Origin of the sequence: Treponema putidum, assembly GCF_024401155.1 — a bacterium.
Classification (GTDB): Bacteria; Spirochaetota; Spirochaetia; order Treponematales; family Treponemataceae; genus Treponema_B; species Treponema_B putidum.
This window is the reverse complement of the sequence record NZ_CP038804.1, coordinates 1,912,122-1,928,693: the sequence shown is the minus strand read 5'-3', so window position 1 is coordinate 1,928,693 and position 16,572 is coordinate 1,912,122. Positions and strand designations below refer to the sequence as shown.

Genomic DNA, 16,572 nt, shown 5'->3' with positions numbered 1-16,572 from the left:
TAGCGATAATCTTACTCTGTTGACCTAAGCTAAAAATTATTGTATAGTCGAAATATGAACAAAGCATTAAAAATATTACAGGAGAGGGGATTTATTCAGCAATGTACCGATTTGGAAGCCCTTTCCGATAGAATGGACAAGGGGCAAATAGCCTTTTACACGGGCAGCGATCCGACAGGCCCCAGCTTACACATAGGACACATGGTTCCGATTTTTGCCTTAAAGCATTTATGCCGTGAAGGGCATAGGGGTATTGTTTTAGTCGGCGGAGGTACATCCCGAATAGGCGACCCGTCGGGAAAAACCGAAATGCGTAAGATGCTTTCTTATGATGAACTCGATAAAAATGCGACCTCAATTCAAAAACAGATTGAAAAATTTTTAGCGGAAGATATTAAGAATGTCCGCTTTGTCAACAACAAGGATTGGCTTGCCGATTTAAACTACATCGATTTTTTACGAGATATAGGTTCTCACTTTTCGGTCAACAAAATGCTCAGCTTTGAAGCCTACAAAAAAAGAATGGAAACGGGGCTTTCCTTTTTGGAATTCAATTATCAGCTTTTGCAAAGCTACGACTTTTTAATGCTCAATCAAAACTACAATGTCGAACTCCAAATAGGCGGCGATGACCAATGGGGAAACATGGTTGCTGGAAGCGACCTTATCCGCAGAAAGGGAGGCGGCGAAGTTTTTGCCCTCACCTTCTCTCTGGTTACAAGAGCCGACGGCCAAAAAATGGGGAAGAGCGAAAAGGGTGCGCTCTTCTTGGATCCTGCCCTTGTTTCTCCCTACGATTTTTTCCAATATTGGAGAAACACAGCCGACGCCGATGTCGAAAAGTTTATGCTTCTTTTTACATTCATTCCTATAGAAGAAATAAAAACTGTTTGTGCAGGAGACATAAACAAGGCTAAGGAAAGATTAGCCTTTGAAGTTACAGCCCTTATTCACGGAAAAGAAGAAGCGGAAAAAGCCTTGGAAGGCGCAAGGGCGGCTTTTTCGGGCGGCGGAAATAAAGAAGCCATGCCTACGGTAAATTTAAGTCTTTTAAAATTAAATGAGGGTATCGGTGTTATTGACCTCTTTGCCGAAGCCGGACTTGCCTCCACCAAAAGCGATGCCCGCCGCCTTGTCGAGCAGGGGGGAGCCTTTATAAACGAAGAAAAAATTTCGGATACCAAAGCTATAATCGGGAAAGAAAAACTTGACAAGGACAATGAGATGATTTTGCGTGCCGGTAAAAAACGCTTTATGAGGATAATTTTCAGCTAGCAAAGTTTAAAATTTAAGGAGCACTCTAAAAACATCAGTTTTTAGAGTGCTCAATATTCTCTGAGGGAATCAATTTCTTCGGTAGAAAGTTCTCGGTATTCTCCGGTCTTTAAAGTTTCATCTAAAACTATTGAACCGACTGCAATTCGGCGCAGGTAACAAAGCTCATTCCCTGTGCTTAGGCACATTTTTTTTACCTGATGAAATTTTCCTTCGGTTATGTGCATTAAAAATCCGCTTTTAAAAGAACCTGTTTTGTTTTCACATTTTTCGAATTTTGCAGGGAGACACTTATAACCGTTTTTTAGCTCAATTCCTTTTTTAAACTCTTCACAATAATTTTTAAATTCTTCATCGGAAGGCTCCCGGCTTAACTCCAGATAATAAGTCTTTACAGTTCCCGACTTAGGCGAGGTAATCTTGTGGGTAATCTCTCCGTCATCGGTAATAATCAAAAGGCCTTCTGTGTCTATATCCAGCCGCCCCATGGGAAATAACTTCATCCCGTCAAAGGGAGCCTTTATATAATCCATTACGGTTTTATGTACGGGATCGCTTGTCGAAGTTACACAGCCTTGGGGCTTATTAAACATAAGATAGACATTTGTCCTCAACATAAGAGGCTGTCCGTCTATAGTTATTTTATTTAGGTCAGTATCCAAAATAAAAGAAGGGGAAACAATACGCTCCCCGTCCACGCAGCAGTTTTTTTTACGTATCATTTTTTTTACATCATTTCTGGAGCCTAAACCACTGAGGGCCAATATTCTATCTAAACGGGTCTTCACAATTTTTCAAAACTCCTTAAACGGCAGCGGAAGTTCTTGATTTAAATTTTTACTTAAAATAGAATCGATAAAATTTTTTATGCCGTTCTCTCTATCCCTTAAAAGGGCTGTAATACAGGGGCGGCCTATTAAAACTTCTTCAACACCTAAAGAAGAAGCAGCTATAAAATCTTCTCTTTTTCGTAAGCCGCCGTCAGCCCAAACCTCGCCTGCATATTTTTTTATCTCTTTTAAATGGGCATGAACAAATGAGGCAACGCTTCCCCTATCGGTTTCAATACGGCCTCCATGATTTGAAATTACGGCAATGTCGGGTTTGAGTTCTTTTATAACTTCGATATCATGTAAAGTAAATACTCCCTTAACGGCAAAGGGGAGCTTGGCATATTTTTTTAAAGCAGCCAAATCTTTTGCGCTCTTTTTTTCAAGGTGAACAAGATTCCGCATAGTTACTATATTATAAGCATCCGTGTCTACTCCGATAATTTCTGAGACCTCCATTGAGCCCTCAATTCTTTCAAAGAGTTTCATTTGAGGATAGGGCTTTAAAAAAACAGCCCCTTTTTTTTTAACATCCTTTAAGGCTTCAATTCCTGAAAAAAGTTTTAAGTCGGGATAGCCGTCTCCGATACTTAGAGCTAAGCCTGCCCTAACCGAAGACCTTATAAGGTCAAAATAAAACAGTCTTTCGTCCTCATAGCCGATGTTTTCTACAGCTCCTGTAATAGGAGCAAGGCGGAGCCTAGGTATAGGATAGGAATCAGAGGTATAGTAATTTTTCCATTCTGCACAGTTTAAAATAAAATTAGAGTTTTCAAAGACACCGCCCATTCCGGGGAGTTCTCCTATGCAGGCCTTTCCGTTACATTCCTTGCATAATCGGCACTTATATTTTTTATTCACACTCATTTTTTTCTCATTTTATTTTTGACGATAAAACCAAAAGTTTTTCTTTAATATAAATTTCGGCCTGAACCTTTTTTGCGTTTCCGGATTCATCTTGAGAAGAAAACCTAAGCTCGGTACCCATGTAAATACCTGTCTGGAGCGAAGACGATAATTTGGTTCCTTTATCATCCAAAAAAATAAAGTTTACTCTTACCAAGGCTCCGTCTTTTTCTTCACTCTCTTTTAAGCTTTCTAAAAATTTAGTATTTTCACTCAAACGCAAATTTGCCAAAGCTCTATCTTGATAAATAAAAGACTTTAGCTCAGTTTTTATTCCATAAATTCGGCCGTTATTTTTGTCGGAACGGGTAACAAAAAAAGCAATGTTTATACTTACAAGAACAACTATAACAAAAAATACTGACCTTAAGCCCCGATTTTCGGTTACGCTTTTTATAAAACTTCTTTTTCTTATAAAATCCGGATCATGTAATTGTCTGACCTTTTCTGAGGCCTTTTTAATTCTATCTTCTCTATTATAGCGGGTAAAAACTTCACGGGAAGAAGAATCCCTTGTTTCAAATAAATCATCACTCATTATTTATCCCCGATAATTTTATCGGCACGCCACCATACAATTAAGGCCTTGTCTTCTCGGGCAAGAATGGCCGAAATAATTCCCTTAGAGGAAACATGGAAAGTATTATAAAATGTTTCATCGCTTGAAACAATCAAATCTTTTTTATATTTTTTTTGAGATTTTAAATTCATCATCTGAAGGGCATAACCTTTATTGGTAGGTGTCAATAAGCAGCACCAATTACTTTCTGTAATGCCCGCCATTTCATAAACTTTTTTAAAAGTAAAAGTTTCAGTTCCTGATGTTTCGATTTCCGCATAGGCATCTATATCCATTTTTTTGTCATACTTACCGGTTTTAATATTTAAAAAATAAAGACAGCTTTTATCGTAACTTACCCCGAGGTTAGCCTTAGTTGCAGCATCCTTTTCTTCAATGTAGTAGTCAATTTTAATATATAAATAAAGCTCATTAAAATCGGGGATTATTTTATCTATCGAAGAAAATACTTTATCGGAACCTTCGTATGGATTAGGTACTGCATTAAAAAAGATAGGTATCTTATATAGCAAGTCGCCCTTGTTATTATACCAATAAATTTTTAAACTTGTCTGTGTTCGGCACACTACGATTATATCGTTAGAAGAATTCGTATGAATCCCTTCAATGGACGGAAAAGGAGTTCCGCCAAAACCTTCTTGACCCAAATAATCGATAAAATTGCCGTTTTCATCGAAATGCAAAATTACATCCCTTAAAGCCAAATTTTCTTCATGGTCATATTCAATCCTGTCATCCAAAACGGAATCTACAACAAAAAGGTGCTTGGAAGCCGTAACGGTTAAAAGAGCAGGATGATTAAAAGGATATTTAACGGATCCCCTTGTAGAAGCCTTAACATCCTGAGGATTATTCTGCATAAGAGAGGGCTCCATATTTGTTTCGGGATTATAAAAAAATGTAAGCAAATCCCCGAATGAAGAAAGCCTTAAAATTTTTTGCCCTCCGGAATTGACTATATAAAATATACCGTCTTTCATTAATATCTGAGTGTCAGGGCGGGGATAGGTACTGGTCAAATTAAAAAGATTAAGTTCATTTTCAAACAAACCGTAATTAAGGCTAAACTTTTCTTCCCTCTCAAGTTCTGCAAGCGTTTCTCTGCTACAACCGAATAAAAGAAGAATAAAAATTATAATTAAAAGTTTTTTTACCATAACATAATCTCCTAAATCTTTAGCCCCATTTTAGAGTAGCCGCCGATATAACCCTTCCGCATTTTTTTTGCACTTCTACGGCTGATAGGAAAATAATTTTTAAATTTCCATGAAAGAACAAGTGCCAAAAGGTTCTTTTCCAATATTTCTTTTAAGGCCTTAATATCATCCTTATCCGAAACACAACAAAGGGCTCCGCTTTCGTATACCAACACGCAAGACCTATTTTTTAAAGCATCTACTATTCCGCTGCTCATTTCTTCAGCTCTGTTTTCAAAAAATGGAACTAAAAAAATATTTTCGCCGGCAATCTGGGCAAAATCATCCAAAAAAGCGGGTATACGGTTATCCTTGTTCATTTTTTTTGAAACAAAAAGAGCTGCGGCTTGAGAGCTTTGCTCTATAAAATTAATATCAGGGTACTCATCATATATACGTCTATGTAAATCGGCTTGAAAATCAAAAAGGCCTTCAATTATGTTTCCTGATTTTATATCCAGCTTGCAAACGGTAATATTTGTATTTTTATCGTAAACGGTACAGTAATCCCCTTCGCGGCAGCTTGAATAAAAATTAATCAGCGGCTGCATAGCCTTTCTTTCGTGCCGCCGATAAGCAAGGGACAGGGCAGGTGCTTCCGAAAAAATTAAATTACGGCAAAGCTCTTCCAATGCATCAGCTTGAGCAAAGGCCTCATCTGCATTCGCTCCGAAACAAACTGCCCCATGCTGAGCCATAATTACCGCTCCGGCAGGTTTTGTTAAACACTTTACAATATGCCGTGCTATTCTTTTTGTTCCGGCAGGAGCATACCGTGCCACAGGAACGGATGGACCCAATAATGAACGAAGTGCTTCATTTTCAACAGGAATAGAAGAATAGCATCCCGAAATAGCAGAGGCAAATTTTTGATGTGTATGAATTATAAACTTTATACTTTTGTCAGCCTTATAAAGGCTTGCATGAACAAAACGTTCTGAAGAAGGTTTGATAGGCCCTGAACTCTCTGGCTTATTTATGTTAAGAACTACTATGTGTTCAGGTTTTAAATTCTCATAACTATATCCGGAAGGTGTAATAGCAAAAGTACTATCATCTAAACGCATACTGACATTTCCCCATGTCCGTACAGTCAAGCCAGACTTTAAAAGTCTTTTTCCCGTTTCTATTATAATACTTTTTGCTTCATCAAGGGTCATCCGCTCTAGTTTACAACCTCATTGATTTCCCTTAATATAGCACTGAAGTCTACAGGTTTTCTAAAGAAGGAGTCAGCTCCCAAATCTTTCATTTGTTTTTCTAAGGTTTCGTCATCCAATCCTGTAATCACAATTATATAGGGTTGTCCAAAAAAAGGGTCGGTTTTTATTTTTTTGCATATTTCTTTACCGTTGACACCGGGAAGGTCTATATCCAAAATAACAAATCCGGGTTTATGTTTTACAAGTTGAGTCCCCGCATCAAAGCCGTCAAGGGACTTGTAAACAGTCAAGTTAGGAAGATTTTTGTTTAAAAATGAAGAGATAGCCTCATTTAAAACCGCATCATCATCTATAACTATTATGGAATTCCAGTGGGCATCATTTGAAGAATCCTGAAGCTCAGGAGGAATCTTCATTCCTCTCTCTTTTATAAAAGAGAGCAAATCTTCATAATATACCCTATACTGGCCTCCCGGTGTATTAAATGCTTTTAAATAACCGTTTCTAATCCAGTTAATTGCAGTTTGATTTACAACTCCGCAAATATTTGCAACTTCAAGAGCGGAGTACATTTTAACGCGTCTTCTATTTTCACTCTTACCCATAGTATAAAAATCAAACAAACCTTAAACAGAGTCGGTAATGTTTTCGATTCCCTCCAAACATATATTCACAGTGTTAACGGAAAAACCCAGTCTATACATTTTATGCATCAACCGAGGTTTATCCACCCCATTTATCAGTTGTTTTTCCAAAGCTTCTCGGCAAATATCTTTTTCCGAATGCTCTAAAAAAAACTCATCAAGCACATCTTCCGCAATTTTAAAATCGACACCTCTTAGAGCAAGCTCGGAGGCCAATCTATTGCGGCCTTCTTTTTTACTTACAACTCTAGTGTTAAGCCAAGCTCTGGCAAAACGCCCGTCATCAAGAAACCCTTTTTCCGCTAAATAATCCAGAGCCGGATCAATCTCGGAAACTAAAAAGCCCTTCTTTTTGAGCTTTAAGGTCAGCTGAAAGCGGGAATGTTCAGCCCTATTTAAATAGGCCATAGCAACACACTCAGCTGCATACATTCTTACAGCGTTCAACAAAGCCTCAAGCGATTTTTCACTTATAGGGCTGCCTGACTCGGCAACAAGACCTGCAAACTCATCATCCAAAAAATAAACCGGTCTTGTTACAAAAGACACTCCTTCAGAATTGGTTATCTTTAACAAATCTGAAGAAGTGCTGCATATATCCGCAATAGAAAAAGAATTAACGCTTGCTGAACTGGAATCTTCGTCTTGCACCGCGCTGACCGAATTTTTTTCGTTCAACCATTCGCGAATCACGTGTAAGCAATCCGTTAGCCTTTAAAGATGCATGATTTGAAGCATCCACTTGAGCCAATGCCCTTGCAATTCCGTGAGAGCATGCACCTGCTTGACCGGTAAGGCCTCCCCCTCGGACTGTGATTATAATATCATACTTAGATTCGCCTGCAGTAACCATTAAAGGCTCTTTTGCTTTTTGGATTTGTTCCGGAGTGGCAAAATATTCGTTAATGTCTTTATCATTGATCATTAACTGACCTTTTCCATCCCGAATGTATACCCGCGCCACCGAAGTTTTTCGTCGGCCTGTTCCCATTCCAATATTCTTCACTTTACTCTCCTTATACTTCAACCGCTATCGGGTTCTGTGCTTGGTGAGGATGTTCAGGGCCTGCATAGACCTTAACATTTGTTAAAAGTTTTCTTCCAAGATGTCCCTTAGGAAGCATACCTTTAATTGCAATCATCAAGGGTTCAGCCGGCTTTTTAGCGATTAATCCGTTAAAGTTAATGGACTTTAAACCGCCTACATAACCGGAGTGAGTATAGTACATTTTATCCTTAGCCTTATTTCCTGTTACGGCTATTTTTTCGGCATTAATAATAACTACATAATCACCGATTTCCTGATGAGGAGCAAAACCTACCTTGTGTTTTCCTCTAAGCATAGCTGCAGTCTTAGCTGCAACGCGCCCAAGAGGTTTCCCTGCGGCATCAATTACGTACCAAGAGCGCTGCGCTTCATGTTCTTTTAAAAAAATAGTTTTCATTTAATGTATACCTTCTACAAACAATATATGCAGATAATGTGGGTTAGAATATTATAACTAAATAAAGAATATATGTCAATAACTTACTCAGTTTTATTTTCGGCAGCCTTCATAGCCGCTTCTTCTTTTCTTGCATCCTGCTTGTCTTTAATGTCGGCAATTCCTATAAACACGGAAACAAGGCCGACAAAAGCTGCAAAAATCGGTAAACCGCCTCTTAAAAATAATAAAATATCCTGTCCCCATGCCAATCCCATAGGAAGGGCTGCAATAACCGTAAAAGCGATTAAAACAATACCAATAATAAGTGCTAGCATTTAAAGCCTCCTAATCTCGATTTATTATTACATATTTAAGCATTTTCGTCAACCGGAGTCTAAAAAGCTGAATACATAAAGACAAAAGACAAAAAAAACATAAAATTTTGACAAAAGACAAAAGACAAAAAAAACTTGACATATGAATAATACGGGTATAGAATATAAGATAAGGCATCCTGAAAAACTGAAGTTTTTCGAGATGGGATACGGCAAATTTAAAATACATAGTATTTAAAAAAGGAGCATAAGAATGAAAGACATGGAAGAAACAAAATTCATAACAGCAAAAGAAAATGTAAAGAAAAAAAGCCTTATTCTTAAAATAGGAGGTATTTTTTTTATATCTCTGCTTTTTGCTATAGGAATTTTAACCGGAATAAGCGTTTATGCGGTAAAATCAACATCTCAAAGTGCAGTTTACAGCAGTGTAATAAATCAGCTTGATGGAGACTTGGCAATAATAGAAACCTACCTTGAAGCGGTTTACGGTAATTTAAGCATTAAGGACTCCACTTTAAAAGGAACAAAAGAAGCTGTAGACCCTAAAGTGATAGATATGCTTTCAAAACAGTTAGGTGTAGAAATTACAATTTTTGTTCATGAAAATAAGGAATTTAAACGCATACTTACAACAATTCTTGATGAAAACGGGAAAAGGGCATTGGGTACAAAACTTGACCACTCGAAAGCATATGATGCAATATCTCAAAACAAAGATTACAGTGGAAATGCTCTAATCTTAAATAAAGCCTTTATTACAAAATACAAACCCATAGTTAGGGAAGGTAAGATCCAACTAGTCGTTTTTTGCGGGGCCGAAATTACCGAAGTAAATAATGAAATAAGTTCAAAACTTCAGTATGCAGTTATCTATACTCTTGTGGGCTCAGGCGCTATTTTAGTGATGGTGATATTTATAACCATAAGCCTACTGCAAGGCTTAATAGTAAAGCCTATTTTAAAAGTAGTCTCAGTCTTTAAACAGGTAGGAGAAGGAGACTTGACCGTGTCTCTTCCTCTGATAGGAAACGATGAAATAACCGCTATGTCTGCTCATTTTAACCGGACAATAGGAAAAATGAGTTCTGCACTTCGTTCCGTTCATAATAGTGCCGAAACAATGGTACAAACAGGCAGCGAGCTTGCAGGGAATATGACCAAAACGGCAAGTGCAATACATCAGATAAGCGCAAACATCGATGGAGTAAAAAATCAAACAATAAGTCAATCTGCAAGCGTCACGGAAAGTGTTTCAACAGTAGAGCAAATAATTCATACAATCAAACAACTAAACGAAAGTATTGAAAGTCAAGCGGCGAGTGTCAGTGAATCCTCTGCTTCAATAGAAGAAATGGCTGCAAATATTTCTTCCATAACTAAAACTTTGGCTAAAACGGATGAAGCCATCAAAGAGCTTGCAGAGGCCACAGCTGACGGCAAAGAAACTATCATACAATCCAATAGCCTTTCGCAAAAAATCATAGAAGAATCCGGAAGTCTTTTTGAGGCATCAAGCGTTATACAACATATTGCAAGCCAAACAAATCTCTTAGCAATGAATGCGGCGATTGAGGCTGCCCATGCCGGTGAAGCAGGAAAGGGCTTTGCCGTCGTTGCAGATGAAATCAGAAAATTGTCGGAAGAATCAAGCTCTCAGGGAAAAGCGATAACTTCAACTCTAAAAAATTTATCAAGCGAAATAGAAATGCTCTCTACTTCATCAAAAACCGTAGAAGAAAAATTCAATATTATTTTTACCCTTGCAGAAAATGTAAAAGAAATGAGCAACGCTATAACTGCAGCAATGCTTGAACAAGAAAACGGAAGTAAAGAAATCTTAGCTGCGATACGGGATATTAATTCGGTAACGGAAAAGGTAAAAGACGGCTCAGCTGAAATGATTTTAGGAGGGGAAGGTATTGCCAAAGAGATGAAACAGCTTGAAGATATGACAAGAATGATAAATGACAGTATAACCGAAATGGCATCGGGTACTGACCAAATAAGCAAAGCTGTAGAGGAAGTTAATGATATAACTCAAAAAAACAAACAAAATATTGAAATATTGGCAGTAGAAGTCAATAAATTTAAAATATAAATCTTTAAAATTTCAAATATACAAACTTGCAATATTTGAAATATGGATGTAAACTATTTATAACTAGGTAAAGTGTACTTCAGGAGGTAAAAATGAAAGACAAGGAATTGGTTGTTGCGGAATCCGCCGCAAAAAAGGAAGTAAGTATTCAAACTAGAATACCTGAAGATAAGATATTTTCGATGGGTAAAAAAATTCTTATTTTTTTTGCTTTGATTGTTGTTATTTCAGTGTCAACACAAGGAATTATAGGGGCGGTTATGTCGAAAAAGGCCATCCTTGAAAGGATAGAGATACATTTGAAGGATAAGGCTGCGGACACTGCCGACCTGGTAGATTCAATGGTCTACTCTTTTTTAAATTTTGTTTCAAGTGCTTCAAGAGCATCGGAGCTAAGGAGTGTAGATGCATCCTACTCGGACAAAATGGCCTATTTAAAAAAGAAGCGGCTTTTAATCCCAGGATAATAGAGTTTTCAATAACCGATATAAACGGAAAGTGCCATACGCTTGACGGCCGGATATTTGATGTAAATGATAGAGAATGGTTTAAAAGGGCTTTAGCAGGAGAACAATTTGTAACCGAACCGTACGGCTCAAAGGCCGAAGGAACGCTTGTAAATACTATCTCAGTTCCCGTATACGACTATGATAATAAAATCATAGGTGTACTCGCTGCGGACACACCCGGAACAAAACTTTCAGACGATATAGACCATATCACAGTAGGAAAAAACGGATATTGTTTTATCTTAGGAAAAACCGGTAATGCCGTAGCCCACCGCAACAGAGAATTAGTGCTGAATCAAGACAATTTTCAAGAAAGCGCAAAAACAAATCCTGCATTAGTATCGATTGCAAATTTTGCAAAACAGGCAATGCAGTCAGACAAATCTTCCATAGGTTATTACACATTTGATGGAGAGAAAAATATCGGATCCTATGCTATTATGAAATCTACAGGCTGGATGGTAGTAATAAGAGCACCCGTAGACGATTTTTTGGATACTGTAGAAAGTCTTCAATATATGATGGTTGTAACAGGTTTTAGCCTTTTGGGGGTTGCCTTAGCTGCGACACTTATTGTCACCCGTAAAATGATCTTACCGTTGCAGAAAGTTGTCTTAGCATTAAAAGATATAGCTCAAGGCGAAGGAGACCTAACCGTCCGGCTGCCTGTTGTAAACAATGATGAGGTTACCCTTTTGTCAAAATACTTTAATCAGACCATCGAAAAGATAGGCAACTCAATCAGATCGGTGGAGACAAATACGAATACGATGCAGTTTATAGGTGATGAACTTGCAAGCAATATGACTGAGACAGCAAGTGCTGTAGAACAGATAAAATCGAATATAAGCAACATAAAAGAACAGACTTTAACTCAGGCTGCAAGCGTAACCGAGACAGCCGCTACAGTTGAACAAATCATCCGTACAATAAAGCAGCTTAACGGCAGCATTGAAACGCAGGCCGCCAGTGTTGCAGAATCTTCTTCATCCATTGAACAAATGGTTGCCAATATTGCATCAATTACGCAAACACTGGGAAAGAGCGACAATATTATAAAAGAACTGGCCAGTGCAACAGCAGAAGGAAAGGATAATGTTTCTAATGCAAATACCGTAACCCAAAAAATATCCGAAGAATCCGGAAGTTTGATGGAAGCATCCAATGTTATACAGCATATTGCAAGCCAAACAAATCTTCTTGCAATGAATGCGGCAATTGAGGCAGCGCATGCCGGTGAAGCCGGAAAAGGTTTTGCAGTAGTTGCAGATGAGATACGAAAACTTGCAGAAGAATCGAGCGCCCAAGGAAAGACTATTACCTCTACCCTTAAAAATCTTTCCTCCGAAATAGAGCTGTTGGCTAACTCGTCCAAAACCGTAGAGGAAAAATTTAACGCAATCTTCTCCCTTGCAGAAAATGTAAAAGCAATGAGTAACAGCATAATGGAAGCGATGAGTGAACAAGAAAACGGCAGCAAAGAAGTTCTCACTGCAATCCGGAATATCAATACCGTAACGCAAGAGGTCAAGCAAGGTTCACACGAGATGCTTAAGGGGGGAGAAGGTATAGCACAGGAAATGAGTAAACTTGATGATCTTACACGTACAATTACAGACCGTATGAATGAAATGACCTCGGGAGCATTGCAAATCAATGACGCTGTTCAAGAAGTACAAGGTATTACGCAAAAAAATAAAGAGAGCATTGAATCTTTAGCAGATGAAGTAATGAAATTTAAGGTTTAATATAAAAACAAAACCGTAATGTAAAAAAGTCATAAACTTATCCCATCCTTAAAAAAGTTAAGGATGGGGTAAATGTTTAATTCTTATCTACACTAAATTTTATTTTCCCGGAAGGGGATTATAGCTTACATTGTAATCATAAACATCGATTTTTTCATGCTTTTTTACAAATGCAATTATTCTATAAGTAAAAGGCGTAAAGATAACTTCTATTAAAGTTTTAAAAAGATAGTTTGAAAAAGCCATTATAATAAGAACATCTATGCTATAAAGGCCTAAAAAAGCAATGGCAACAAAAACGGCGCTGTCAAAAAATTCTCCAATCAATGTCGAGCTTATTGTTCTAAGCCATAAATGCTTGCCCCTTGTTATTACTTTTAATTTAGATAAAACAACCGAGTTGGAATACTCGCCAATAAAATAACCGCAAAGGCTGCCCGCAGAAATTCGCGGCATCTGCAAAAGAATGTTATCAAAATCTTGTTGAAATACCCACTCGGATTCGGCAGGAAGAACGCTTATAAGCCAGATATTTAGGCCCATAATAAGCAGCATAAAAAAACCTGTCCAAATAACCTTTCTTGAAGCCCGATAACCATAGACTTCAGCTAAAACATCTCCAAAAATATAAGAAAAAGGAAAAAGAAGAGTGCCTCCGTCAAAAACGAAGGGTCCAAGCTGTACCATCTTTGCCGCAAGAATGTTCGACAAAACCAAAACGCCTACAAAGAGTCCGGAAATTACCGGCAAGAAATTCGTTTTCTTAATGGAGTCCGTTTCAAGGGCTCCTTGATTTAACTGTGAATTTTCCATGTGCAGGATATTAGCATAAAGAAAAATAAAAGTGAATAAGCCTTAAAAACTATAAACACTTTATGAAGCAAGGGGCGGCATTTCAGGATCCGTATCAGGTTCAAATTCCGGATTGTTGGAATACCTTTCAAGCATTAGAATTTTAGAAATTGCAGCAGGTAAAGCCTCCCTGAGCGGAAGGGTATGAGATGATCCTTCAGTCATAAAACACAATATACGTGAAGAAAAATCGCTCATAACCGGAGGAAGTGTACCAAAATTATTAAGCAAATTTTCTTGTGAGTATTGTTTAATTTTTGAAGCGGAAAGATTTTTATCCATAGAAACAAGATATTTACATGGACGCCAGCGTACGGAAAAGTCTTTACCTCTGTCTCCTGCATAACCAAAAAGACGGCATATCAGACAGCGGCCTCCATATACGGTACAATGATAAGGATTATCTATGTCAAATAGAAGGCAGCCGTTTTCTTTATCTAAAACATTCTCATTAAAACAGCCCTTTAATATTTGAAAAGCCCTCTCTCTTTGATGAAAAAGAAGCCATGATGCAAGATAAAGAGCTTCAACTTCATAAACATCCGGTTCAAAATGAACGCAGCATGCACCGCATCCGTCTATACACTTAATAGGACACTTTGACATCCATTCCGCTTCGGCTTCTTCAATTTCCTTATAGACCTTGTCCAAAAGCAAAATCATTTCGGCCGTTTTTGTGCCCTTAAAACTTTCAGTTTCTTGTTTCATTTTTATTTAAGCCCTGCACTTTTCAAAAAGGGTAAGATAATATTCCGTGTCCTTTTTTGATTCAATAATTAATGCATTATCTTCGACACTTCCTAAAACGGCAGTCCTTTCTTTAGGATTTAGGTAAGTAATATCCCTAAAATTATTATTATAATCCTTATTTTTTGTGTAGAATATTTGTTCTTCAATATATTTTCTTATTGTTGCTGCTTTTTCCAAGAGCCTATTCCAAAGGGCCTTATCTATCGTTTTAACCTTCATAAGAGCACAAAGAACAGCATAAGCATTGTCAGCCTTATCGACAACATAAGAACTATGAGCTTTGTCATAGGCAGCATGAATTTTTTTCCATGTGTTAAGTTTTCCTGACTTTATGCCTTCTTTAATTGAATTGAGTTGTTTTTCAGGTATTAGCTGGCCGCCCATATTTACCCAATCAAAGTTATGATTTTTGGAAATTTTAAAGTCTTCAATGTAAAATCCGATTTTATCGATAAAATCTTTTTTATTAAAATATTCAGCCAAGGTTGTAACCCCATACCATATCAGCATATCCTGATAGGCCTCATATGATTCTACAGCCTTGATTATTTTTACGGTACGCTTAGACCTTTCAATATTTTCACCCTTTACAAAAAGATTCTTTGCCTCATCTTTTTTATCTCTTAGAATTTCATCTATGCTTAAAGGTGATTTTCCGCTATCGGTCCAAGCCTTGCATATCCATTTTTCAAGAAGAGCACGGGCATTTAAAATTTCGGCAGCGGTATCGGGAGCAAGATAGGCGGTTTCAATGTGCTGGGTCTTTGTTACCCTTCTATCCCGTTTTAAAAATTTTTTATTATTGCGTTCAAGAGCGTACATATTGTACAGCCAATAATAGGCCGGCATAATTTCAAGTCTATCTTCATGGGCATTATTTAAAACCAAACTAAAAGGAAAAGGAATATCGAGCTCTGCAGGATAATTTGCTTTTGCCAAAATAACGAAGGAAGCAAATCGGCAATTATGTTTTAAGGTTGAAGAAAGCCCCGGCCAAAACCCGCGGCCTGCAACAATCTCGCCGTCATTGCCTCTTGTGTTGTGATTGGAACCTACAGTAGCCCCTGCGGCCATATTGGATTGTCCCTGAATCATAGCAGCAACCAAAAAGGAATTATTGTGATGTTGTTCATGATAAGGGAATATAAGTGCATTTAAGACCTCGCAGCAGGAAATAGTCGAGTTATCTCCAACTATGGAATGTATCAACCTTGTACCGTATTTGAGCTCACAGTTATTTCCTATGACAAAGCGGACAGCTTTAACACCATAAAAAACTCTGGAACCTAAACCTATTATACCGTTTACAAGTTCTACCCCTTCTCCTATCTGGGAAGGTTCCTCGGCAGTTGATTTTATGGTTAAGTTTTTAAGTTTATTGGCTCCCTTTACATAAACGGATGAACCGAAATTAACGTCTTTTATAATACGGCAGCTCTTTATCGCAGAATCGGAACCAACCTCACCGTAATAACCTCTTTTTGAGTCTTTAGAATTTTGGGTTATTTCTTCAAATTTTTGTATAAGTTCTGTTTCATCCCTGTACCTCGCCCACAAGAAAGCGTCGGCTGTAATCATATCGTAAAAAGGAAATACTTCTCTTCCTCCGGCTTCATTGATAGTGTCTATTGTTACCCTGATCTTTTCATCTTCTCCGTCTTTTACTAAGCCTTCGCCGAATTTGGAATGGTCTGTCGTGCACATCTCATCAATACGGCTCAAAATAACTCTGTCGCCTATTATATAATGCGAAAGATAGGCACAATAATGAATCGCGCAGTTTTTTCCTATATCGCAAGAAATGACCTTGCTGTTTGTAATGCCTACGGGTACCGTAAAGTCATGATATTTTAAGTAAAAATTTTGAGTTGAAGAAATTCGTACCAATCCGGCAAACATGCTGTTTGTTATCAAATCCGTATCAAAAGGGTCTTCAACCAAGACCATCGACCAATCCGTACTGGAATTCCCGTTTTTTATCAGACGCTCAATTTCTTCCGAATTTAATTGACGGTACTTAGTATTTTTGTGATTGGTTTGATTAAATCTTATATAATACTCATCCTTACCATCCGGTAAGTATTTGCATTCAATAAAATCATACCCGAAATCTTCGGATTTTACTATCTGCATTTTAGCCATAAGGTTCTCCAATGTAAAAACACAAAGATAAGCTAATGTTACAAAATAACTATAAGGATATCATAAGTAAAGCCGGTAAGCAGCTCTCACCGGCTCATAAAAATAGGCTTTAAA

The 16,572-nt window shown here is 37.7% G+C and carries 15 protein-coding genes and 1 pseudogene; 3 read left to right on the top strand and 13 right to left on the bottom strand.

The features are described from left to right. Nucleotides 1-54: 54 nt before the first annotated feature. Nucleotides 55-1,275 carry a tyrosine--tRNA ligase gene (gene tyrS, locus E4N74_RS08910; RefSeq protein ID WP_255817258.1) on the top strand — a complete coding sequence of 407 codons (1,221 nt, stop codon included), beginning with the start codon at nucleotides 55-57 and terminating at the stop codon, nucleotides 1,273-1,275. Nucleotides 1,276-1,325: 50 nt separating this feature from the next. On the opposite strand, the gene E4N74_RS08905 is transcribed toward tyrS, so the two are convergent. From E4N74_RS08905 to E4N74_RS08860, 10 genes are all read right to left on the bottom strand, one after another. Then, the gene (locus E4N74_RS08905) at nucleotides 1,326-2,063 is read right to left on the bottom strand and encodes a 16S rRNA pseudouridine(516) synthase (RefSeq protein ID WP_255817257.1); all 738 of its coding nucleotides are present in this window, start codon (nucleotides 2,061-2,063) and stop codon (nucleotides 1,326-1,328) included. Nucleotides 2,064-2,069: 6 nt separating this feature from the next. After that, nucleotides 2,070-2,972 carry an alpha-hydroxy-acid oxidizing protein gene (locus E4N74_RS08900; protein WP_145475205.1) on the bottom strand — a complete coding sequence of 301 codons (903 nt, stop codon included), beginning with the start codon at nucleotides 2,970-2,972 and terminating at the stop codon, nucleotides 2,070-2,072. A 7-nt stretch (nucleotides 2,973-2,979) separates the two neighbouring features. Then, nucleotides 2,980-3,552: a hypothetical protein gene (locus E4N74_RS08895; protein WP_338113393.1), complete on the bottom strand. Its 573-nt coding sequence runs from the start codon at nucleotides 3,550-3,552 to the stop codon at nucleotides 2,980-2,982. Next, nucleotides 3,549-4,748: an LIC_12708 family protein gene (locus E4N74_RS08890; protein WP_255817255.1), complete on the bottom strand. Its 1,200-nt coding sequence runs from the start codon at nucleotides 4,746-4,748 to the stop codon at nucleotides 3,549-3,551. The genes E4N74_RS08895 and E4N74_RS08890 overlap by 4 nt, the downstream gene beginning before the upstream one ends. 11 nt (nucleotides 4,749-4,759) lie before the next feature. Continuing rightward, nucleotides 4,760-5,947: a class II aldolase/adducin family protein gene (locus E4N74_RS08885; RefSeq protein ID WP_044977655.1), complete on the bottom strand. Its 1,188-nt coding sequence runs from the start codon at nucleotides 5,945-5,947 to the stop codon at nucleotides 4,760-4,762. A gap of 5 nt (nucleotides 5,948-5,952) precedes the next feature. Next, entirely contained in the window at nucleotides 5,953-6,522 is a 570-nt protein-coding gene (locus E4N74_RS08880; RefSeq protein ID WP_044979673.1) for a response regulator, read from the bottom strand. A gap of 54 nt (nucleotides 6,523-6,576) precedes the next feature. Next, a complete protein-coding gene (locus tag E4N74_RS08875) occupies nucleotides 6,577-7,272 on the bottom strand; it encodes a regulatory protein RecX (protein WP_255817254.1) in 696 nt (231 codons plus the stop codon). Next, the gene (gene rpsI / locus E4N74_RS08870; RefSeq protein ID WP_084224507.1) at nucleotides 7,211-7,600 is read right to left on the bottom strand and encodes a 30S ribosomal protein S9; all 390 of its coding nucleotides are present in this window, start codon (nucleotides 7,598-7,600) and stop codon (nucleotides 7,211-7,213) included. The genes E4N74_RS08875 and rpsI overlap by 62 nt, the downstream gene beginning before the upstream one ends. 10 nt (nucleotides 7,601-7,610) lie before the next feature. After that, a complete protein-coding gene (rplM, locus tag E4N74_RS08865) occupies nucleotides 7,611-8,039 on the bottom strand; it encodes a 50S ribosomal protein L13 (protein ID WP_044977652.1) in 429 nt (142 codons plus the stop codon). 83 nt (nucleotides 8,040-8,122) lie between these two features. Continuing rightward, nucleotides 8,123-8,356 (bottom strand): hypothetical protein, encoded by a 234-nt coding sequence (locus tag E4N74_RS08860; protein ID WP_044977650.1) that lies wholly within the window; start codon nucleotides 8,354-8,356, stop codon nucleotides 8,123-8,125. Nucleotides 8,357-8,609: 253 nt separating this feature from the next. Between E4N74_RS08860 and E4N74_RS08855 the strand changes: the two genes are divergently transcribed. After that, entirely contained in the window at nucleotides 8,610-10,457 is a 1,848-nt protein-coding gene (locus tag E4N74_RS08855; RefSeq protein WP_255817253.1) for a methyl-accepting chemotaxis protein, read from the top strand. A gap of 92 nt (nucleotides 10,458-10,549) precedes the next feature. Further along, a pseudogene (locus tag E4N74_RS08850) lies at nucleotides 10,550-12,714 on the top strand (methyl-accepting chemotaxis protein). A gap of 99 nt (nucleotides 12,715-12,813) precedes the next feature. Here E4N74_RS08850 and E4N74_RS08845 read toward each other — a convergent pair. From E4N74_RS08845 to E4N74_RS08835, 3 genes are read right to left on the bottom strand one after another with little or no spacing between them, the layout of a single operon-like run. Next, nucleotides 12,814-13,527 (bottom strand): queuosine precursor transporter, encoded by a 714-nt coding sequence (locus E4N74_RS08845; RefSeq protein WP_255805008.1) that lies wholly within the window; start codon nucleotides 13,525-13,527, stop codon nucleotides 12,814-12,816. A 60-nt stretch (nucleotides 13,528-13,587) separates the two neighbouring features. Continuing rightward, nucleotides 13,588-14,274 carry a YkgJ family cysteine cluster protein gene (locus E4N74_RS08840; RefSeq protein ID WP_255817252.1) on the bottom strand — a complete coding sequence of 229 codons (687 nt, stop codon included), beginning with the start codon at nucleotides 14,272-14,274 and terminating at the stop codon, nucleotides 13,588-13,590. Between the two features lie 6 nt (nucleotides 14,275-14,280). Further along, complete coding sequence (locus E4N74_RS08835) at nucleotides 14,281-16,458, bottom strand: DUF4954 family protein (RefSeq protein ID WP_255817251.1); 2,178 nt, start codon at nucleotides 16,456-16,458, stop codon at nucleotides 14,281-14,283. Nucleotides 16,459-16,572: the final 114 nt, after the last annotated feature.